The sequence below is a fragment of the Streptomyces sp. WM6372 genome (assembly GCF_001279655.1).
GTDB lineage: Bacteria > Actinomycetota > Actinomycetes > Streptomycetales > Streptomycetaceae > Streptomyces.
This window is the reverse complement of record NZ_LGDB01000219.1, coordinates 34,124-55,194: the sequence shown is the minus strand read 5'-3', so window position 1 is coordinate 55,194 and position 21,071 is coordinate 34,124. Positions and strand designations below refer to the sequence as shown.

General features: G+C 70.4%; 17 protein-coding genes. 4 read left to right on the top strand and 13 right to left on the bottom strand.

From position 1 onward, the window contains the following. Window positions 1-388: 388 nt before the first annotated feature. The 3 genes from ADK52_RS31165 to thyX all read right to left on the bottom strand — a co-directional run bounded on the left by ADK52_RS31165 (window position 389) and on the right by thyX (window position 4,084). Window positions 389-2,074 (bottom strand): ribonuclease J, encoded by a 1,686-nt coding sequence (locus tag ADK52_RS31165; RefSeq protein WP_053693205.1) that lies wholly within the window; start codon window positions 2,072-2,074, stop codon window positions 389-391. Window positions 2,075-2,194: 120 nt separating this feature from the next. Next, window positions 2,195-3,094 (bottom strand): 4-hydroxy-tetrahydrodipicolinate synthase, encoded by a 900-nt coding sequence (gene dapA / locus ADK52_RS31160; RefSeq protein WP_053693204.1) that lies wholly within the window; start codon window positions 3,092-3,094, stop codon window positions 2,195-2,197. A gap of 249 nt (window positions 3,095-3,343) precedes the next feature. Next, entirely contained in the window at window positions 3,344-4,084 is a 741-nt protein-coding gene (gene thyX, locus ADK52_RS31155) for an FAD-dependent thymidylate synthase (RefSeq protein ID WP_053693203.1), read from the bottom strand. Between the two features lie 247 nt (window positions 4,085-4,331). Between thyX and ADK52_RS31150 the strand changes: the two genes are divergently transcribed. Both ADK52_RS31150 and ADK52_RS31145 read left to right on the top strand, forming a co-directional pair. Beyond that, window positions 4,332-4,571 (top strand): hypothetical protein, encoded by a 240-nt coding sequence (locus tag ADK52_RS31150; protein WP_053693202.1) that lies wholly within the window; start codon window positions 4,332-4,334, stop codon window positions 4,569-4,571. Window positions 4,572-4,618: 47 nt separating this feature from the next. Further along, entirely contained in the window at window positions 4,619-5,185 is a 567-nt protein-coding gene (locus ADK52_RS31145; protein ID WP_053693201.1) for a PH domain-containing protein, read from the top strand. A 100-nt stretch (window positions 5,186-5,285) separates the two neighbouring features. On the opposite strand, the gene ADK52_RS31140 is transcribed toward ADK52_RS31145, so the two are convergent. The 6 genes from ADK52_RS31140 to eccD form a co-directional block, all read right to left on the bottom strand. Next, window positions 5,286-5,744 carry a hypothetical protein gene (locus ADK52_RS31140; protein WP_053693200.1) on the bottom strand — a complete coding sequence of 153 codons (459 nt, stop codon included), beginning with the start codon at window positions 5,742-5,744 and terminating at the stop codon, window positions 5,286-5,288. A 19-nt stretch (window positions 5,745-5,763) separates the two neighbouring features. After that, window positions 5,764-6,519 carry a 4-hydroxy-tetrahydrodipicolinate reductase gene (dapB, locus tag ADK52_RS31135; RefSeq protein WP_030161428.1) on the bottom strand — a complete coding sequence of 252 codons (756 nt, stop codon included), beginning with the start codon at window positions 6,517-6,519 and terminating at the stop codon, window positions 5,764-5,766. Window positions 6,520-6,594: 75 nt separating this feature from the next. Further along, window positions 6,595-7,974 (bottom strand): M16 family metallopeptidase, encoded by a 1,380-nt coding sequence (locus ADK52_RS31130; RefSeq protein ID WP_053693199.1) that lies wholly within the window; start codon window positions 7,972-7,974, stop codon window positions 6,595-6,597. Then, entirely contained in the window at window positions 7,971-10,193 is a 2,223-nt protein-coding gene (locus tag ADK52_RS31125) for a polyribonucleotide nucleotidyltransferase (protein WP_053693198.1), read from the bottom strand. Before ADK52_RS31125 ends, ADK52_RS31130 begins: the two co-directional genes overlap by 4 nt. A gap of 312 nt (window positions 10,194-10,505) precedes the next feature. Continuing rightward, the gene (gene rpsO, locus ADK52_RS31120) at window positions 10,506-10,793 is read right to left on the bottom strand and encodes a 30S ribosomal protein S15 (RefSeq protein WP_030161433.1); all 288 of its coding nucleotides are present in this window, start codon (window positions 10,791-10,793) and stop codon (window positions 10,506-10,508) included. A 184-nt stretch (window positions 10,794-10,977) separates the two neighbouring features. Then, window positions 10,978-12,483, bottom strand: a complete 1,506-nt coding sequence (eccD, locus tag ADK52_RS31115; protein ID WP_053693197.1) for a type VII secretion integral membrane protein EccD — start codon at window positions 12,481-12,483, stop codon at window positions 10,978-10,980. Window positions 12,484-12,701: 218 nt separating this feature from the next. Here eccD and eccCa point away from each other — a divergent pair, with 218 nt between their 5' ends. Continuing rightward, on the top strand, window positions 12,702-16,667 hold the full coding sequence (gene eccCa / locus ADK52_RS31110; protein ID WP_053693196.1) for a type VII secretion protein EccCa: 3,966 nt from the start codon (window positions 12,702-12,704) through the stop codon (window positions 16,665-16,667). A 162-nt stretch (window positions 16,668-16,829) separates the two neighbouring features. Then, entirely contained in the window at window positions 16,830-17,075 is a 246-nt protein-coding gene (locus ADK52_RS31105) for a DUF397 domain-containing protein (protein ID WP_030161442.1), read from the top strand. Between the two features lie 75 nt (window positions 17,076-17,150). Here ADK52_RS31105 and ADK52_RS31100 read toward each other — a convergent pair whose 3' ends face one another. The 4 genes from ADK52_RS31100 to eccB all read right to left on the bottom strand — a co-directional run bounded on the left by ADK52_RS31100 (window position 17,151) and on the right by eccB (window position 20,980). Continuing rightward, entirely contained in the window at window positions 17,151-17,462 is a 312-nt protein-coding gene (locus ADK52_RS31100) for a WXG100 family type VII secretion target (RefSeq protein WP_053693195.1), read from the bottom strand. Window positions 17,463-17,525: 63 nt separating this feature from the next. After that, window positions 17,526-17,861 carry a WXG100 family type VII secretion target gene (locus tag ADK52_RS31095; protein WP_030859748.1) on the bottom strand — a complete coding sequence of 112 codons (336 nt, stop codon included), beginning with the start codon at window positions 17,859-17,861 and terminating at the stop codon, window positions 17,526-17,528. Window positions 17,862-18,074: 213 nt separating this feature from the next. Further along, window positions 18,075-19,367 (bottom strand): type VII secretion-associated serine protease mycosin, encoded by a 1,293-nt coding sequence (gene mycP, locus ADK52_RS31090; protein ID WP_420714960.1) that lies wholly within the window; start codon window positions 19,365-19,367, stop codon window positions 18,075-18,077. A gap of 11 nt (window positions 19,368-19,378) precedes the next feature. Continuing rightward, entirely contained in the window at window positions 19,379-20,980 is a 1,602-nt protein-coding gene (gene eccB, locus ADK52_RS31085; RefSeq protein ID WP_053693194.1) for a type VII secretion protein EccB, read from the bottom strand. Between the last annotated feature and the right edge of the window lie 91 nt (window positions 20,981-21,071).

The following is a 21,071-nucleotide window of genomic DNA, read 5'->3' as shown; positions in this document are numbered from 1 at the left end:
ACGGACGCTTCCTTTGTACTCACCCTCTCGGGCTTTCCTCCGGGCTTTCGTTCTTGCGTTTCCGACTCTATCAGAGTCAGTTCCGCTTGCTTTCCAGGTCCTTCGCTTTCGCGCTTTCCCTTTCCGGCGGTTCCAACCTTACCAGATCCTTTCCGCCCCGTTTCCGGAGTGGAATTGAATTCGGTGGCCGTTGGAGGGCCTTTCCCTTTCGGGCGGATCAGACTTTATCAGGTTTCCCCGGTCTCGAATCCCACCCGCTCGCGCATGACACGTACGGGCACACATGTGTGCCCGGGGTGTAGTGCGAGGTGGAGACGTAAACGTACTGGAGCGGGGCCCCGGATGCAAATCCGGTTGCCCCGCTCCAGTGACGGCGCTACGGCGAGGCTCAGACCTCGACGACGACCGGGAGGATCATCGGTCGGCGGCGGTAGCCGTCCGAGACCCATTTGCCCATCGTCCGGCGGATGAGCTGCTGGATCTGGTGCGGCTCGGCGACGCCGTCGGCCGCGGCGCGGGCGATGGCTTCCTCGATCTTCACCATGACGGAGCCGAAGGCCGAGTCCTCGATGCCGGAGCCTCGGGCCTGGATGTTCGGACCGCTGACGACCTTGCCCGTGCTGCTGTCCACGACCACGTAGACCGAGATGATGCCCTCGTCGCCGAGGATCCGGCGGTCCTTGAGGGAGGCCTCCGTGACGTCGCCGACCGACAGGCCGTCCACGTACACGTACCCCGCCTGGACCTTGCCGGAGATCCGGGCCTTGCCGTCGATCAGGTCGACGACCACGCCGTCCTCGGCGATGACGATGCGGTCCTTGGGGACGCCCGTCATGGCGCCGAGCTCTGCGTTGGCGCGCAGGTGGCGCCACTCGCCGTGGACCGGCATGAGGTTCCGCGGCTTGCAGATGTTGTAGAAGTACAGCAGCTCGCCGGCCGAGGCGTGGCCCGAGACGTGCACCTTGGCGTTGCCCTTGTGTACGACGTTGGCGCCCCAGCGGGTCAGGCCGTTGATCACGCGGTAGACCGCGTTCTCGTTGCCCGGGATCAGCGACGAAGCGAGGATCACGGTGTCGCCGGGGACGATCCGGATCTGGTGATCGCGGTTGGCCATGCGGGACAGGGCCGCCATCGGCTCGCCCTGGGAGCCCGTACAGACCAGCACGACCTCGTCGTCCGGCAGGTCGTCGAGGGTCTTCACGTCGACGACGAGCCCGGCCGGGACGCGCAGGTAGCCCAGGTCACGGGCGATGCCCATGTTGCGGACCATTGAGCGGCCGACGAAGGCGACCCGGCGGCCGTACTCGTGGGCGGCGTCGAGGATCTGCTGGATGCGGTGCACGTGGCTGGCGAAGGACGCCACGATGATCCGCTTCTGGGCACCCGCGAAGACTCCGCGGATGGCGTTGGAGATGTCGCGCTCCGGCGGGACGAAGCCCGGGACCTCGGCGTTCGTCGAGTCCGAGAGGAGGAGGTCGATGCCCTCTTCGCTCAGGCGCGCGAAGGCGTGCAGGTCGGTGAGGCGGTTGTCCAGCGGCAGCTGGTCCATCTTGAAGTCGCCCGTGGCGACGACCATGCCCGCGCCCGTCCGGATGGCGACCGCGAGGGCGTCCGGGATGGAGTGGTTGACCGCGATGAACTCGCAGTCGAAGGGGCCGAGGTTCTCGCGCTCGCCTTCCTTCACCTCAAGGGTGTAGGGGCGGATGCGGTGCTCCTGGAGCTTGGCCTCGATGAGGGCCAGCGTCAGCTTGGAGCCGATCAGCGGGATGTCCGGCTTCTCCCGGAGGAGGTAGGGGACGGCGCCGATGTGGTCCTCGTGGCCGTGCGTGAGGACGATGCCCTCGACGTCGTCGAGGCGGTCCCGGATGGACGAGAAGTCCGGCAGGATCAGGTCGATGCCCGGCTGCTCCTCCTCGGGGAAGAGAACGCCGCAGTCGACGATCAGCAGGCGGCCGTCGAACTCGAAGACGGTCATGTTGCGGCCGATCTCTCCGAGACCGCCCAGGGGGGTGACCCGGAGGCCGCCCTTGGGGAGCTTCGGCGGCGGGCCGAGTTCAGGGTGCGGATGGCTCAAAAGTATCTCCTCACCACACACGCCACGTACCTCGTCGTAAGGCACGTGGCGCGCATGTCATTCGTGCACTTGCATTCGTCTGTTGTGTTCGTCTTGCTTATTCAGTTGTGAAGTCTGATGTCAGAGCTGTACCCCGCCGGCGGCAAGATCGATCTTGAGCTGGGCCGTCTCTTCGGCCGTCAGGTCGACCAGCGGGAGGCGGAGCGGCCCCGCGGGCAGGCCCTGCAGGTTCAGCGCGCCCTTGGTGGTGATCACACCCTGCGTGCGGAACATGCCGGTGAAGACGGGGAGCAGCTTCTGGTGGATCTCGGTGGCCTTCTGGACGTCGCCGCCCAGGTGGGCTTCGAGCATCGCGCGGAGCTCGGGGGTGACCACGTGGCCGACGACGGAGACGAAGCCGACGGCGCCGACGGACAGCAGCGGCAGGTTCAGCATGTCGTCGCCGGAGTACCAGGCGAGTCCGCTCTGGGCGATGGCCCAGCTGGCGCGGCCGAGGTCGCCCTTGGCGTCCTTGTTGGCGACGATCCGGGGGTGCTCGGCGAGCCGCACCAGGGTCTCGGTGTTGATCGGGACGCCGCTGCGGCCGGGGATGTCGTAGAGCATCACCGGGAGCTCGGTGGCGTCGGCGATCGCCGTGAAGTGCCGGTAGAGGCCCTCCTGCGGCGGCTTGCTGTAGTACGGGGTCACCGCGAGCAGGCCGTGGGCGCCGGTGCGCTCGGCCTGGCGGGCGAGCTCCAGGGTGTGGCGGGTGTCGTTGGTGCCGATGCCGGCGACGACGTGGGCCCGGTCGCCGACCGCTTCGAGGACGGCTCGTACGAGGTCGTTTTTCTCCGCGTCGGTGGTGGTCGGGGACTCGCCGGTGGTCCCGTTGATGATCAGGCCGTCGTTGCCTGCGTCCACCAGGTGGACGGCGAGCCGCTGCGCGCCGTCGAGGTCGAGTGCGCCATCCGCCGTGAAGGGCGTGATCATGGCGGTGAGGACCCGCCCGAAGGGGGTCTGCGGAGTCGAGATCGGAGCCATGGGTAACACGCTACTCGCTGCCATGCTCGCGTTGTCCCCTCGGGGGACGTCAAGAGGGTGTGGCTCCCGGCACGGGCCCGGGAGGGTTGTTGGATCCCGGCACTGCCTGCTCGGGGGTTCAAGCAGTGCCGGGTCCGTTTGATCAGCCTAGATGAACTTTACGAAACGTGGCAATACGGACACTTCGGACTTGACTCCGCACATCAGTACGCCATGGGCTCATCCGTCCCCATCGGGCCGTACCGGCCCTTACGGGGCGACGCGTCCGTTGGCGTTGTAGGCGGCGTACGTGAGCGGCATGAGCGAGGCCCAGTGCCGCTCCATCTTCTCGCCGACCATCTCGATCTCCCGCTGCGGGAAGGACGGGGTGGTCGCGAGCTCGTGCTGCGTGCGCAGGCCGAGGAAGTGCATGAGGGAGCGCGCGTTGCAGGTGGCGTACATCGAGGAGAAAAGTCCGACCGGCAGGACCGAACGGGCAACCTCCCGGGCCACGCCCGCCGCCAGCATCTCCTGGTAGGCCTCGTAGGCCTGACGGTACGAGTCCTCCATGACCCGGCCCGTCAGTTCCTGCTGCGCCGCGGTGCCCTCGACGAACACGTACTTGCCCGGACGGCCCTGCTGGACGAGCTTGCGCTCGGCGTCCGGGACGTAGAAGACCGGCTCCAGCTCCCTGTAGCGGCCCGATTCCTCGTTGTAGGACCAGCCGACGCGGTGCCGCATGAACTCGCGGAACACGAAGATCGGGGCACTGATGAAGAAGGTCATCGAGTTGTGCTCGAACGGGCTGCCGTGCCGGTCGCGCATCAGGTAGTTGATGAGGCCCTTGGAGCGCTCCGGGTCCTTCTGGAGCTCTTCGAGCGACTGCTCGCCGGCCGTGGAGACACGGGCGGCCCACAGCACGTCGGAGTCGGCGGCGGAGTGCTTCACCAGCTCCACCGTCACATCACTGCGGAAGCTGGGTTTCAGGTCTGAAGCGGCGGTCTCGCTCACCGGGGGTCCTTCCGAACGACTCTCTTGGGGCGCGCCCACTCTACGGCGCGGCTCACGGCTCGACGCGCAGCTCTCCCGCGGGGCCGGGAGGCCGCTCGGTCACCCTTTCAGCTGACGCCCAGCCATAAAATTTGGTTAATGTCCCGAATTCCGGCACCGATTGGGCGGTTCGTACGTCTTCACCAGTAGACGCCGCACACCCCCGCCACCACCGCCCCCCGGGCCCGACCGTGAGGAGAGTCGCTCTATGTTTCGCCGGAGCGAGCCCGTCCCGTTCGCCTTCGTCGCCGAGGCCGACCGCTTCCGCAGCAATGTCACTCCGCCGCCGCGCGAGCGTCTGGGCGCGGCCCAGATAGCCGCCCGTAGTCTGGTCGGGCTGACCGTGGTGGCCGGGCTCGTCGGCTCCCTGCTCTTCGGCATGCCGGCACTCCAGCCCCACCAGGCGCCCGCCAAGTCGCAGCAGTCGGAGGCCTCCGAGGGGCGGTAGCCTCACGGTCAAGCCCAACCGAACGTGCATGTGAGTGAGGTACAGCCGTGCCCCTGCCCTTCTTGACGGCCGACCGCGCGTTCGACGCGCACGAAGACAGCGCCGGCGAGGACGTACTGGCCCACGAGGACCCCGACCGCTGGCGTCGGCCGTACCGGCCTGGGCCCTGGCGGGTGGCCGGCGCCGCGCTGCTGCTCCTGCTGGCCGCTTTCATGCTGCTCGCCACGATGATCATCGCGTTCGCGGGCACCTGGGCCGGCGCCCTCGTCTGCCTGGCCGCCGCGCTCTGCGTGATCGGGTCCGCGCTGCGGATCCTCATGACGGGCGTCTGGGTGAGCCCCGCGGGGCTGCGCCGGGTGTCGTTCTTCCGGACCCGCTCGATCGCGTGGGACGAGATCACCGAGCTCCGTACGGTCCAGCAGCCGGTGCGCTGGCTGGGGCTGCCGCGGACCGTCCAGGGCCAGGCTCTGACGGCCGCCGGGCGCGGCGGCGCGGAGCTGCCGGTGCTGCTGACCGACCACAATGCCGATTTCCTGTCGCGGACCGAGGCGTTCGACCGTGCCGCCGACACCGTCGAGGCCTGGGCCGAGGAGTACCGGGCCGTGCCCGCCTGACACCGCCCGCCTGACATCGGCGTCCAGAGCCCTGGAAGCCCGTACGGGATCCGCCGAGGCGGCCCGTACGGGCTTCCGGTGTTTACGGGGCTTGCGGGCCTTACGGCGCCACCTGGCGGCGCGCTCCGCCGTGCAGGGCGATGGCCCGCTGCATGGCCTTGCGGGCCCGCGGGGTGTCGCGGGCGTCGTGGTAGGCGACGGCGAGGCGGAACCAGCTGCGCCAGTCCCCCGGCGCGTCCTCCGTCTCGGCCTTGCGGCGCGCGAAGACCTCGTCCGCGGAGTCGCGCAGGATCCGGCCGTACTGGTCCCGCTCCAGCTCGTCGACGGGCAGTCCGCCCTCGGCCTCCAGCTCGGTCGCGAGCTGGTTCGCCCTGGTCACGAACTGCGTGTTCTTCCAGAGGAACCAGACGCCGATGACCGGCAGGATCAGTACGGCGCCGCCGAAGGCCACGGTCAGTGCGGTGCCCTGCCGGATCAGCATCACCCCCCGGCTGCCGACCAGGACGAAGTAGACGACCAGGACGGCGGCCGTGAGGAAGTAAGTGATCTTCGCGCGCATGGGGACTACTGCCTGCTCATCAGCCGAGGTCGAGGAAGTTTTCCAGGCCGAACGTGAGGCCCGGGTGCTGCACGACGCGGCGCGCGCCGAGCAGGATGCCCGGCATGAAGCTGCTGTGGTGCAGGGAGTCGTGACGGATGGTCAGGGTCTCGCCCTCACCGCCGAGGAGCACCTCCTGGTGGGCCAGCAGGCCGCGCAGGCGGATCGCGTGCACCGGGACGCCGTCGACGTTCGCACCGCGTGCGCCGTCGAGGGCGGTGGCGGTGGCGTCGGGCTGCGGGGCGCAGCCGGCCTCGGCGCGGGCGGCCGCGATGAGCTGCGCCGTGCGGGTCGCGGTGCCGGAGGGGGCGTCGACCTTGTTCGGGTGGTGGAGCTCGACGACCTCGACGGACTCGAAGTAGCGGGCTGCCTGGGCGGCGAACTTCATGGTGAGGACGGCGCCGATGGAGAAGTTCGGGGCGATGAGCACACCGGTCTGCGGGGAACCGGCCAGCCAGGTGTCCAGCTGGGTGAGGCGCTCCTCGTTCCAGCCGGTGGTGCCGACCACCGCGTGGATGCCGTGGCCGATGAGGAAGTCGAGGTTCCCCATGACCGACGCGGGGGTGGTCAGCTCGACCGCGACCTGCGCGCCGGCCTCGGCCACCGTCTCCAGTTTGTCGCCGCGGCCGAGGGCGGCCACCAGCTCCATGTCCTCGGCGGCCTCGACGGCCTTGACCGCTTCGGAGCCGATGCGGCCCTGGGCACCGAGAACCGCTACCCGCAGCTTGCTGCTCATGCTTCTTCGCTTCCTGTCGTACGGGCCGGGCACCGGCCGGCGGCGGCCGGTGCCCGGCCTCGGGGTGTCAGGGTCTCAGGCCACCGCTTCGTCGAGGCGGGCGGCCTGCTTCTCCTTCAGCGGGCCGACCACCGCGAGCGACGGCCGCTGGGCCAGTACGTCGGCGGCGACCGAGCGGACGTCGTCCGGGGTGACGGACGCGATCTTGGCCAGCATGTCGTCGACGGACATCTGGTCGCCCCAGCAGAGCTCGCTCTTGCCGATGCGGTTCATGATCGCGCCGGTGTCCTCCAGGCCGAGGACGGTGGAGCCGGACAGCTGACCGATGGCCCGCTTGATCTCCTCGTCGCTGAGGCCCTCCGAGACGACCTTGTCGAGCTCACCGCGGCAGATCGCCAGCACGTCGTGGACCTGGTTCGGGCGGCAGCCCGCGTACACGCCGAAGAGGCCGGTGTCGGCGAAGCCCGAGGTGTACGAGTACACGCTGTAGGCCAGGCCGCGCTTCTCCCGGACCTCCTGGAAGAGGCGGGAGGACATGCCTCCGCCGAGGGCGGTGTTCAGCACGCCGAGCGCCCAGCGGCGTTCGTCGGTGCGGGCCAGGCCGGGCATGCCGAGGACCACGTGGGCCTGCTCGGTCTTGCGGTTGACCAGCTCGACGCGGCCCGAGGTGCGGATGCGCTTGGTGCCGGTGCGCGGTCCGATCGGCTCGGCGTCGGTGTGCCCGAGGGCGCCGGCCTTCTCGAAGGCCGCGCGGACCTGGCGTACGACCTTGTTGTGGTCGACGTTGCCGGCCGCGGCCACCACCAGGTGGCGGGGGTCGTAGTGCTTCTTGTAGAAGCGGCGGATCCGGTCGGCGCCGAGCGCGTTGATCGTGTCGACGGTGCCGAGGACGGGGCGGCCCAGCGGGGTGTCCCCGTACATGGTGTGCGCGAACAGGTCGTGGACCATGTCGCCCGGGTCGTCCTCGGTCATCGCGATCTCTTCGAGGATGACGCCGCGCTCGGCGTCGACGTCCTCTTCGCGGATCAGCGAGCCGGTGAGCATGTCGCACACGACGTCGATCGCCAGCGGCAGGTCGGTGTCGAGCACCCGCGCGTAGTAGCAGGTGTACTCCTTCGCCGTGAAGGCGTTCATCTCGCCGCCGACCGCGTCGATCGCGGAGGAGATGTCGAGGGCGCTGCGCTTGCCGGTGCCCTTGAAGAGGAGGTGTTCGAGGTAGTGCGTGGCACCGTTGAGCGTGGGCGTCTCGTCACGGGAGCCCACGTGCGCCCAGATGCCGAAGGTGGCGGAGCGGACCGAGGGCAGCGTCTCGGTGACGATGCGCAGTCCGCCGGGGAGGACCGTGCGCCGGACGGTGCCGATGCCGTTCTCGCCCTTGAGGAGGGTTTGGGTACGGGCGACGGCCCGCCCCTCCGAAGAGGGGCGGGCCGTCACACGGGAACTACGCGACGTCACTTGTCGGAGTCGTCCTTGTCAGCGTCGTCACCGGCGGCCTCGCCGTCGATCACGGGGATCAGGGAGAGCTTGCCGCGCTGGTCGATCTCGGCGATCTCCACCTGGACCTTGGTGCCGACCGCGAGCACGTCCTCGACGTTCTCCACGCGCTTGCCACCGGCGAGCTTGCGGATCTGCGAGATGTGCAGCAGGCCGTCCTTGCCGGGCATCAGGGAGACGAAGGCACCGAAGGTGGTGGTCTTGACGACCGTACCCAGGTAGCGCTCGCCGACCTCCGGCATGGTCGGGTTGGCGATCTGGTTGATCGTGGCGCGGGCGGCCTCGGCGGCCGGGCCGTCGGCGGCACCGATGTAGATGGTGCCGTCGTCCTCGATCGTGATCTCGGCGCCGGTGTCCTCCTGGATCTGGTTGATCATCTTGCCCTTGGGGCCGATGACCTCACCGATCTTGTCCACCGGGATCTTGACGGTGATGATCCGCGGGGCGAACGGGGACATCGCGTCCGGCGTGTCGATCGCTTCCATCATCACGTCGAGGATGTGGAGGCGGGCGTCGCGGGCCTGCTTGAGGGCGGCGGCCAGGACGGAGGCCGGGATGCCGTCGAGCTTGGTGTCCAGCTGGAGCGCGGTGACGAACTCCTTGGTGCCGGCGACCTTGAAGTCCATGTCGCCGAAGGCGTCCTCCGCACCGAGGATGTCGGTGAGGGCGACGTAGTGCGTCTTGCCGTCGATCTCCTGGGAGATCAGGCCCATGGCGATACCGGCGACGGGGGCCTTGAGGGGCACACCGGCGTTCAGCAGCGACATGGTGGAGGCGCAGACCGAGCCCATGGACGTCGAACCGTTGGAGCCGAGGGCCTCGGACACCTGACGGATCGCGTAGGGGAACTCCTCGCGGGTCGGGAGGACCGGCACGATCGCGCGCTCGGCGAGCGCGCCGTGGCCGATCTCGCGGCGCTTGGGCGAGCCCACGCGGCCGGTCTCACCGACGGAGTACGGCGGGAAGTTGTAGTTGTGCATGTAGCGCTTGCGGGTCACCGGGGAGAGGGTGTCCAGCTGCTGCTCCATGCGGAGCATGTTCAGGGTGGTGACGCCCAGGATCTGGGTCTCGCCACGCTCGAACAGCGCCGAGCCGTGCACGCGCGGAATGGCCTCGACCTCGGCGGCCAGCGTACGGATGTCCGTGACGCCGCGGCCGTCGATGCGGACCTTGTCCTTGATGACGCGCTCGCGCACCAGGGCCTTGGTCAGGCTGCGGTAGGCGGCGGAGATCTCCTTCTCGCGGCCCTCGAAGGCCGGGAGGAGCTTCTCGGCGGCGATGTCCTTGACGCGGTCCAGCTCGGCCTCGCGGTCCTGCTTGCCCGCGATGGTCAGCGCCTGGGAGAGCTCGCCCTTGACGGCGGCCGCGAGGGCCTCGTACACGTCGTCCTGGTAGTCCAGGAAGACCGGGAACTCGCCCTCGGGCTTGGCGGCCTTGGCGGCCAGGTCGGCCTGGGCCTTGCAGAGGGCCTTGATGAACGGCTTCGCGGCGTCCAGACCGGAGGCGACGATCTCCTCGGTCGGGGCCTCGGCGCCGCCCTTGACCAGGGTGATGGTCTTCTCGGTGGCCTCGGCCTCGACCATCATGATCGCGACGTCGCCGTCGTCCAGGACGCGGCCCGCGACGACCATGTCGAAGACGGCGTCCTCGAGCTCGGTGTGGGTCGGGAAGGCCACCCACTGGCCGCGGATCAGCGCGACGCGGACGCCGCCGATCGGGCCGGAGAAGGGCAGACCGGCCAGCTGGGTGGACGCGGACGCGGCGTTGATCGCGATGACGTCGTACAGGTGGTCCGGGTTGAGCGCCATGATCGTGGCGACGACCTGGATCTCGTTGCGCAGGCCCTTCTTGAAGGACGGGCGCAGCGGGCGGTCGATCAGACGGCAGGTGAGGATCGCGTCCTCGGAGGGGCGGCCCTCGCGGCGGAAGAAGGATCCGGGGATCTTGCCGGCCGCGTACTGGCGCTCCTCGACGTCCACCGTCAGGGGGAAGAAGTCGAGCTGGTCCTTGGGCTTCTTCGACGCGGTGGTGGCGGAAAGCACCATCGTGTCGTCGTCCAGGTAGGCAACGGCGGAGCCGGCGGCCTGGCGGGCCAGACGGCCCGTCTCGAAGCGGATGGTGCGGGTGCCGAAGGAACCGTTGTCAATGACGGCCTCGGCGTAGTGGGTCTCGTTCTCCACTAGCGTTTTCTCCATTTTCGTCGTCTCCGTCCGCTGCCCGTGTGGCTGCGGACGGTTGCGGAGAAGCGCTCCTTGCGTGCGGGCCGGTCTTCGATCGAAGTACCCGGTCCAGTGCCCGTGGGGCTCTCCGGGTACCACTACCGAGGACCGGCGGCGTGGGAGGGCGCTCCTCCTCTTCAGTTGTGCACGTGGTTCGCATGCACGTTGCGTCCAGACTACAAAGCGTCCGGTACGTCGCGCACGTAGAGCGACTGCACGTACAGCAAAGGGAGCGGCCCCCTCAGTGTGGGAACCGCTCCCTTCACAGCGTCTTTACTTGACGCCGGCCGCACCGCGGCGGATGCCGAGGCGCTCGACCAGCGTACGGAAGCGCTGGATGTCCTTCTTGGCCAGGTACTGCAGCAGGCGGCGACGCTGGCCGACCAGGATCAGCAGACCACGACGGGAGTGGTGGTCGTGCTTGTGGGTCTTGAGGTGCTCGGTCAGGTCCGTGATGCGCTTGGAGAGCATCGCGACCTGGACCTCGGGGGAGCCGGTGTCGCCCTCCTTGGCACCAAACTCGGCGATGATCTGCTTCTTCGTAGCGGCGTCGAGCGACACGCGTACTCCTCGTATAGGTCTTCGTGGCCACCGAGTGCCCCAGGTCGAATTCTCTGGGGATCTTCCGTAACTCGGGAGGCGGGGTCCGCTGAGCGCAGTCCACAGACCCCTCGTCGAGGGATCCGGCGGACGCGTACACAAACGGCCGTCACACAGCGTACCAGGCTGCCGCCCGGCCCCTGTCTCAGCTGGTGAGAGCGCGGGCCCGGGCGTACACGTCCAGCACGGCGAGGGCCAGCGGGACAAGACTGAGCAGTACTGCCGCCTCGGTGAGGTCGAGCAGCCGTCCCCAGAAGGGTGACAGGCCCTTGCGGGGGATGACAAGCGCAATTCCCGCGAGGAGGGCCGCGCCGGCGGTGACGGCGGCGGAGAGCCAGATCGTACGGAGGTCCAGGCCGCCGCGGTCGTGGTACTGGACGAGCTCGCGGACCAGGTCGGCCGGCGGGTGCAGGGCCAGGCCCAGGATCAGCAGGGCGATGGCGGCCAGACCGGCGACCAGGGTGCACACGACCTGGGAGGTGTAGCGGAAGAGGCGGGCGCGCAGCAGCATGGCCAGCCCGGTGGCCAGGGCCAGCAGGCGGCCCCAGGTGTTGTCGGAGAAGCCGAGGACGGCGGCGGAGCCGACGGCGACCGCGGCGCAGCCGCCGACCAGGCCGAGCAGCATCTCGTGGCCGCGGCGGGCCTGGGCGGCGATGGCCTCGGCGTCGAGCGGGGTGCCCGCCTCGTGGTGCTCGGAGCCGGAGGGGTCGCCGTACGGCTCGGTCTCGTAGCGGTCCGGGGTCTCGTAATCCTCCACGGCGCTCTGCGGGGCGGCGTAGCCGATGGGCAGCCGGGCGAAGCGGGCGGAGAGACCGGGCAGGAAGGCGACGAGGCCGATGGCGACGGGGGCGCAGACGGCGGCGGTCCCGGTGGCGGAGGCCTCGGTGACGATGGCGACGAAGGTGGCCAGGGTCCCGGTGACGGCGAGGAAGGTGGCCGCGACGAAGGGGGCGTCCCCGTTCGGGGTGAGCGCGACCAGGGCGACGGAGGCGACCAGGACGCAGGCGCAGCCGAGCAGGAACTGCAGCCGGCCGGGTCCCTCTCCGGCGCCGGCCGCGACGATGCCGGAGCCGGCGATCAGCAGGAGCGGGAGGGCGCCGAGGCCGAGGGCGACGGCGGAGCCGCGGTCGCGGTAGACCCGGGCGCGCACTCCGGCGGCGGCGGTCAGGAGCACGCCCGCGGCGCCGGCGATGATGCCGGGCAGGCCGTGCATGTCGTGGCGGACCGGGTCGGCGTACCAGAGGACGAAGCCGAGCAGGACGAGGAGCAGGGCGGCGCCGATCAGGCCGGCGCCGCGCAGCATGTCGTCGCTCCAGCGGTGGCGGTCGCGGACGACGGCGGAGGCGACGGCGTCGGAGACGTCGTCGAAGACCGCGGGCGGCAGCGAGTCGGCGAACGGGCGCAGGCTCAGCACCTCGCCGTCGAGCACCTGCTGGGCGGCGAGCGTGCGGGCGCCGTCGAGGACGGTGCCGTCGCGGCGGACCAGGTGGAAGCCGGTGGGGGCGCCGACGGGCTGGGTCTGGCCGGTGAGGCGCAGCAGCTCGGGGTAGACGTCGGCGACGGCGATGTCCTCGGGGAGGGCGACGTCGATGCGGCTGTCGGGAGCCACGACGGTGACCCTGCAGAAACCCGTCGTTGCGGCCGTACTCACCTGTGTGACCCCCCTGGTTGGCGAAGCGGGTGCATGCACCGCTGCATTGGATTCGCCGTGGATTCGCGGATGCGCATGCTGCGCGGGCCACCCTACCGGGCGTATGAGTGACTGTCGGCAAGTAGGATCACCGTCGCGCAGGGGAGACCCCCTTCGCGCCCGGGACTTGGGGGCGCCGGTTGCGACGTCCCGTCCGTTTTCGAGGGATTGATGCTCCGGTGAGTCAGATCGTCGTCAAACGCCCGCCGCGGTCCTTGCCGCCCGAAGTTCCTTCGGACGAGCTGAGGCTGGAGGCTCCGCCGGAGCTTCCCCGCGGGCAGCAGGAGGGCATGCTGATGCAGCTCCTGCCGATGCTCGGCATGGGCTCGTCGGTCGTTTTCTTCTTCATGCCGGGTGCGGCGCCCTTCATGCGCATCATGGGTGTGCTGATGCTGGTGTCCACGGTGGGCATGGTTCTGGCCCAGCTGGTGCGCCATCGGCGCGGTACGCAGGGGCAAATGGCCGATGTGCGCCGGGACTATCTGAAATACCTCGCGCAGACCCGCCGTCAGGTCCGCAGGACCGCGCGGGCGCAGCGCGACGCCCAGTTGTATCTGCACCCGGCCCCCGAGCAGTTGTGGTCGGTGGTGGCCGAGGGCTCGCGGCTGTGGGAGCGGCGCGTCGGCGACGAGGACTTCGGGCAGGCCCGGCTCGGGCTGGGCGCTCAGCGTCTCGCGACTGCGCTGGTGGCGCCGGACACGGCGCCGGTGGATGAGCTGGAGCCGCTGACGGCGGGCGCGATGCAGCGCTTCCTGAAGGTGCACTCCTCGCTGGACGGTTTGCCGGTGGCCGTGTCGCTGCGGGCGTTCTACCACGTGACGGTGTCCGGGGAGCCGGAGTCGGCGCGCGGGGCGGCGCGGGCGCTGGTGGCGCAGCTGGCGACGCTGCACTCCCCCGAGGACCTGGTGGTGGCCGTGGTGGCGGCGCCCGGGGCGGTGCCGTCCTGGGACTGGACGAAGTGGCTGCCGCACACGCAGGTGCCGGGGCAGGTCGACGGGGCCGGTACGAAGCGCCTGTTCAGCGATGACCTGACCGAGCTGGAGGGGCTGCTGGCTCCCCGGCTGGAGGGGCGGCCGCGGTTCAGCCGCGACGTGTCCCCGGTGCTGGACCAGCCGCACCTGGTCGTCGTACTGGACGCGAACTCGCGCGGCGGGCTGGTGCCGCCGGACTCGGCGTTCGCGGCGGCCGAGGGGCTGCAGGGCGTGACCATCGTGGAGGTGGTCGCGGGCGAGCTGGACGAGCCGCGCGGCGGGCTGTCGGTCGTGGTGCGGCCGGGCCGGCTGCGGCTGGAGTCGGGCGCGGGGATCGCGTACGAGGGCGTACCGGACACGCTGTCGCTGCCGGCGGCGGAGGCGCTCGCGCGGCAGCTGGCGCCGCTGCGCACGGGCGGCGGGGACGACGACGAACCGCTGCTGGCCAACCTGGACTTCACGGATCTGCTGAACCTGGGCGACGCGGCCTCGATCGACGTGGCCCGCACCTGGCGGCCGCGTTCGGCCGGTGAGCGGCTGCGCGTGCCGATCGGTGTCGGCGAGGACGGCGCTCCGGTCATGCTGGACCTGAAGGAGGCGGCGCAGGAGGGCATGGGCCCGCACGGCCTGTGCGTGGGCGCGACCGGTTCCGGCAAGTCGGAGCTGCTGCGCACGCTGGTGCTGGGCCTGGCGGTCACGCACACCTCGGAGACGCTGAACTTCGTACTCGCCGACTTCAAGGGCGGTGCGACCTTCACGGGCATGGGGCAGATGCCGCACGTGGCCGCGGTCATCACCAACCTGGCGGACGACCTCACGCTCGTGGACCGCATGGGCGACTCGATCCGCGGTGAGCTGCAGCGCCGGCAGGAGCTGCTGCGCTCGGCGGGCAACTACGCGAACATCCACGACTACGAGAAGGCGCGCGCGGCGGGTGCCCCGCTGGAGCCGCTGGCCTCGCTGGTGCTGGTCATCGACGAGTTCAGCGAGCTGCTGACGGCGAAGCCCGACTTCATCGACATGTTCATCCAGATCGGCCGCATCGGCCGTTCGCTGGGCGTGCACCTGCTGCTGGCCTCGCAGCGCCTGGAGGAGGGCAAGCTGCGCGGGCTGGACACGTACCTGTCGTACCGGATCGGTCTGCGGACCTTCTCGGCGGCGGAGTCGCGCACCGCGATCGGCGTGCCGGACGCGTACCACCTGCCCTCGGTGCCGGGTTCGGGCTACCTGAAGTTCGGTACGGACGAGATGACGCGCTTCAAGGCGGCGTACGTCTCGGGCACCTACCGCTCGGGCGGACCGGACCTGTCGGTCGGGCTGTTCCCGGTGGAGCGGCGGCCCGCGCTGTTCACGGCGACCCCGGTGCCGGTCGTGTACGCGGCGCCGGACCCGGCGTACCTGGCGGCGCAGTCGCAGCGGGAGGACGACGCGCTCGCGGACACGGTGCTGGACGTGATCGTGGGCCGGCTGGAGGGGCAGGGGGTGCCGGCGCACCAGGTGTGGCTGCCGCCGCTCGACCAGGCCCCGCCGCTGGACCAGCTGCTGCCGGCGCTGGCTCCTTCGGCGGAGCGGGGGCTGCACGCGGAGGGGTACACGCGGCCCGGCGGGCTCGTCGTACCGCTCGGCCTCATCGACAAGCCGTTCGAGCAGCGCCGTGAGGTGCTGTACCGGGACTTCTCGGGTGCGGCGGGCCACATGATGGTGGTCGGCGGCCCGCAGTCGGGCAAGTCGACGCTGATGCGGACGCTGATCTCCTCGTTCGCGCTGACGCACACGCCGCGCGAGGTGCAGTTCTACGGGCTGGACTTCGGTGGCGGCAGCATGTCGTCGATCTCCGAGCTGCCGCACGTGGGCGGGATCGCCTCGCGCCTGGACCCGGAGCGGGTGCGGCGCACGGTCGCGGAGGTGGGGGGCATCCTCAACCGCCGCGAGGAGTTCTTCCGCGCGAACAACGTCGACTCGATCGGCACGTACCGGCGCCGGCGCGCGGCGGGCGAGCTGCCCGGCGAGGCGTGGGGCGACGTGTTCCTCGTCATCGACGGCTGGGGCGGCTTCCGGACCGAGTACGAGGGCCTGGAGTCGGTGGTCACGGACATCGCCTCGCGCGGTCTGGGCTACGGCATCCACGTGGTGATCACGGCGGCGCGGTACATGGAGGTGCGGGCCGCGCTCAAGGACCAGATGCTGAACCGGCTGGAGCTGCGGCTCGGCGACGTCATGGACTCCGAGTTCGACCGCAAGGTCGCGGCGAACGTGCCGACCGGGATGCCGGGGCGCGGCCAGGTCGCGGAGAAGCTGCACTTCCTGGGCGCACTGCCGCGGATCGACGGCGCGCACGACCCGGAGGAGCTGTCGGAGGCCACGGCCGCCTTCGTGTCGGCGGTGAAGCAGAACTGGGCGGGGGCCGCGGCTCCCGGAGTACGGCTGCTGCCGCGGCTGCTGCACGCCGACCAGCTGCCCCGGGGCGGGGACCAGCCGGGCCGCGGGCTGGCCATCGGCATCGACGAGACGGACCTGGAGCCGGTGTTCGTCGACTTCGAGAGCGACCCGTTCTTCCTGGTGTTCGGCGAGAGCGAGTCCGGCAAGACGAACCTGCTGCGGCTGATCTGCCAGCAGATCGCCCAGCGGTACACCCCGGACCAGGCCCGCCTCGTCGTCGGCGACTACCGGCGCAGCCTGCTCGGGGCGCTGCCGGAGGAGCACCTGCTGGAGTACGCGCCGATGGCGAGCTCCCTGCAGACGCACATGGAGGCGCTGGGCGGGGTGTTCTCCCGGCGCCAGCCGCCGACCGACGTCACTCCGCAGCAGCTGCGCGACCGCAGCTGGTGGACGGGCCCGGACGTGTTCATCGTCATCGACGACTACGACCTGGTGGCCACGAGCCAGGGCAATCCGCTGGCCCCGCTGGTGGAGTACCTGCCGTTCGCCCGCGACACGGGTGTCCGCTTCATCATCGCGCGCAACTCGGCGGGCGCCTCGCGTTCGCTGTACGAGCCGTTCATGCAGCGCTTCAAGGAGCTCGGCGCGCAGGGCGTGGTCCTGTCGGGTGACCCGTCCGAGGGCGACCTGATCGGCAACGTCCGCCCCCGCCCGATGCCCCCGGGCCGCGCGTACTTCTCCTCGCGCAAGCGGGGCACGTCGCTGGTCCAGCTGGGCCGCCTGCCGGAGATGTAAGGGGCGCCTGGGGAGGAGCACGAACGAGGAGCGGGGCCCGGCCGACGGCCGGGCCCCGCTTTCCTGTGATCAACGGGAAACGCTCCCCCGCGGGTGCCCGCAGCACCGATAATCGGGAGGGAAGACCGCGGGAGCACCGCACCGCCGAGGGAAAGGCCGCACATGGGCACTCAGCAGGAGAAGGACGAGCTGTACGCGCTCGACATCAGCGGCGTGGAGTGGGAGGGGCCTCCCGGGTCCAGCCCCGACGAGGAGCGGGTCGAGATCGCGCGGCTGCCCGAGGGCGCGGTGGCCATGCGGTCCTCGCTCGACCGGGACACCGTCCTGCGCTACACGGCGGCCGAGTGGGAGGCCTTCGTGCTCGGGGCCAGGGACGGGGAGTTCGACCTCGACCGCGGTCCGCGCTGAGTCCCGTACGCCGGGAAGGCACGAAGGGGCGCGCCCTGATCGGGCGCGCCCCTCTTCGCATGCGGTCGACCGGGCTCAGTAGGCCTCGGTGAACAGGCGCGAGGCCTTCACGTCGGTGGCGCGGTAGTCACCCTTGCCGCGCTCGATCAGCGTGGCGACCTGCTCCAGCTGCTTGTGCATGTGGTCGGCCTTGCCCTTGTACTTCCCCTGGAGGGTGACGTACGCCTGGTGCGCCTCACCGTCCCAGGTGTCCGTGACGACCTTCAGGGCCTGGTCCATCTCCTCCAGGTCCGTCATGATCTTCTTCGAGACGACGCGGATGCGGTTCGCCATCTCCTGGACGCTCTCATACCGGACCTTGGTGTGCCCGCCGTCGGGACCGGACATGTTGTACTCCTTCACGCTGAGTTGAGTGGGAACGACGTGACGTCGTAAGACCTGCGCGGCAGGTCAGATGCCGTTGAGGCCCGAGCCGCCCTGGCCCGCGCCGGCCTGCACCGTCTTGAACGCCGCGCGCACGTCGTCGTCCTGCGCGTTGCTGAGGTTCTTGGTCTGCGCGACCGCGTTGTGCAGCACCCCGAGCAGACGACGGATCTCGTCGTGGTCCTCGTTGACGACCGTCTGGGCGGAAACGAAGCCCGAGGCACCCACACCGGTCCAGCCGGCGCTCACCGTGGCGAGGATGTCGGCCAGCTCGCGGGACTGGGTGGTGACGGCACGGGCCGTCGTCTCGATCTTGTTCTTCGCCTGGACGATCGGATCGTCTGCGAGTCCGAAATTGCTCATCCGAAGCTCCTCACTTCTCAATTCGCCGGCAGAACCGGCGGATTGCGCAGCGGAAGGGAGGTTCCGGGCGCGGATCTGAGCCACGCACCACCGGAAATCCCCTCCGCCTCACGCGATCCCCCGATCACAGTCGTGAAGCCTGGTGTCACTCTAGCCAGTTCATCTGACAGGCCCAACACCAGTGGGCCGCTACCGTTGATGAACTGTGACGGTTCACTGCAAACGGCCCCGGCGCTTGCGGGCGTCGCGCACCACCGTCGCCGTGCCCGCGATGACCGCGATCAGCACGCCCGCGATGCCGAGAGCGTACGTGCTGTACCGCTCCTCGCGCTCCTGCGCCGTCTCGGTCATCCGCAGCGCCGCCGCCTCGGGCGCGGCCGCCGGGGGCGGGCCCGGGTCCGGGACCGGCGCCTTGGGCGCCTCGTGGTCCTGCGTGACCGCGCGCACCGGGTCGACGACTCCCCATCCGACGTAGTCGTCGCGGCCGTTGACCGATCGCTCGGCGGTCCCCTGGATCTGCCAGATGATCTGCTGCGGGGTCCAGTCCTCGTGCTTGGCGCGCAGCAGGGCGGCGAGTCCGGCCACGTAAGGCGCGGAGAAGCTGGTGCCGTTGTCGATGCACTGGCCGAAGCCGGGGACGGTGGAGACCATGTCCACGCCGGGCGCGGCGACGCCGATGAAGTCGCCGGGCTGGGAGAACGCCGCCCGCTCGTTGTTGCGGTCCGAGGCGCCGACGGCGAGGACGCCGGGGAAGGCCGCCGGGTAGGTCTTGCGCTTCTCTCCGGTCATGCCGTCGTTGCCCGCCGAGGCCACGACCACGATCTTGGCGTCGACGGCCCGCTGGACGGCCTTGCCGAGCTCGGAGTCGGCGCTCAGCGGGACGTCGGTGTCCTGGGAGATGTTGATGACCTGGGCGCCCTTGGACACCGCGTGGTCGATCGCCTGGCCGAGCGTTTGGGCGTTGCCCTTGCCCTGCCCGTCGTTCTGCCGGATCGGGATGATCGTGGCGTCGGGGGCCAGGCCGACGAAGCCGGTTCCCTCCTGCGGGCGGGCCGCGATCAGCCCGGCCACCTTGGTGCCGTGGCCGACGGTGTCGGTGGTGCCGTCGCCGCCCTTGGGATCGATGAGGTCCTTGCCCGCACCTACGTCTATGGCCCCGCTGAGCTGCGGGTTCGCCCGGTCCACACCGGTGTCGATGACCGCGACGCGGACGGGCTTGCCACTCTTGTCCTTGCCCTTGGTCTGCGCCCAGAGCGCGTCGAGCAGCAGCCGCTGCAGGGCCCAGGGGCGGTCGGCGATCTGCTTCTTCATGGGAAAGGTGCACTCGCCCGCGCCCGCGAGCGCGAGGGGGGCGGCCGGGGCGCTGACGGGCTCCGGGTACGGAGCCGCTGCCGCGGCGGCACCGGCCGTGGCGGTCGTACCGGACAGGGCGGCGACGGCGAGCGCGGCGCAGACGAGCGCACCGCGCGCGTACGGGGACATCGGCTTCGGCATCGGGATCGGCATCGGCGGCGTCCTCACGAACCCTGGGGCTGGCGGGCGGAGTTGGTGTCCAGGCGCGGCCCCTTCGAGAGGAACTCGGACCACGCGATGGGCACCAGGGCCGGTGTGACGGTCCCGTAGCCGAGCCGGATCTGCGCCTGGCTGGCCTCGGGCCGGCCGTCGGCGGCGGGCTGGCCGCTCTGCTGGTCGGGGGCACCGATCTTCGACTTCTCGGCGTCGCTGTCCCCGTTGGCCTGCACCGCGTACCGCAGGCCGGTGTCGGTGACCAGGAAGAGGGCGCCGCCCGCCGTGGTCTGCCGCCCCTGGACCTGCGTGTAGAGCAGTCCCGAGCCGGGCGTGACGTACGCGCTGGTGCCGCTGGCGGTGATGTCGATGGGGAATCCGGTGCCGGCCCAGGTGCTCAGCGTCTGGTTGCCCTGTCCGTCGACCGAGCGCAGCACGTTGCAGACGGTGTCGCGGGCGCCGGCGCCCTGGGCGGCCGCGCCCTGGGCATTCGCGGCGTCCGCCGCGGCCGTCATGTTGATCCGGTCGGCCTTCTTCTGCGGCCACTTGGCTTCGCCCTTGAACGCGGTGGCGTCCGGGGTGAGGGACTGGAGGTCGACCTCGTGGGGCTTGCCGTGCATGTTGAGGCCGTCGGTCGCGGGCGCCGAAATCAGCAGCCACGCCATGAAGTCGGAGACCGGGGCGACCTTCCCGGGCAGGACGACGTAGTGCTGCGCGCCGGAGCCGGTCTGCGCCATCAGCACCATGCCGACCTTGTTGTCGGCCGTGGTCAGGCCCTGGACGTCCGCCTTGGTGCCGGCCGCCACCGGCAGCTGCGGGAAGGCCAGGTCGTCCCCGGAGTTGAGGGTGGCCAGCCAGGACTCGGTGACCTGCTGCGGGGTGGCGCCGGTGCTGCCGACCAGTGCGTTCGTCATCTTCGCCGCGTCCGGGCCGCCTTCGGGGAACTTGTACTTCGTCCCCGAGGCGTCGACCAGGTAGCGCTCCTTGGCCCCGCCCGCGCTCTGCACGTACAGCATCTGCGTGTCGGTGAGCTTGCGGGCGTCGTCCATCAGCCCCGCCTCGCGGTCGGCGAGGACGAACGTCGCGGTCTGCACGGTCTTGCCGTTGCCGCCCGGCGCCTGGCAGACGGCCCACCGCTTGGCCTTGCCCGCGTCCTGCGGGGCGGGCAGCCGGTCCGGCGCGTACGGGATGCCGATGATGGGCCCGCGCGGCGGCTTGCCCGCGTCCAGGACCTTGTCGTCGATCTGGATGACCTTGAACTTCTGCGGATCCAGCAGGAGTCGGGCGGAGGCGAGGTTGAGCACCGGGTGCAGCCGGGTCTGGTCCTTGCCGTTCACCTTCGTCGTCAGCACCACGTACCGGGTCGTCGACTGCTTGCCGACGATGACCTTCGTACCGGCCTCGTCCCAGCCCTTGGGGGCCTGGGGCTTGAACATCCCCCAGGCGCCGAACCCGGCGAGTACGAGCGCTCCCGCGATCAGGCCGGGCAGGACCGCGCGCAGCGGGCGCGGCGCGCCTTCCTCGGAGCCCGTGGCGGAAGGCTGGAGGAACGCGGACACCGTGCGCCGCTTCGCGAAGGTGTACGCGTTGAGTTCATCACGTCGTGATGCCATGACCGGCTGCTTCTCCCCGCACGGCCCGGTCGGTGAGTACGGTCCCCGGGCCTCGATTGTCGGACCGGGCACCTACTATGCCTCTTGACGG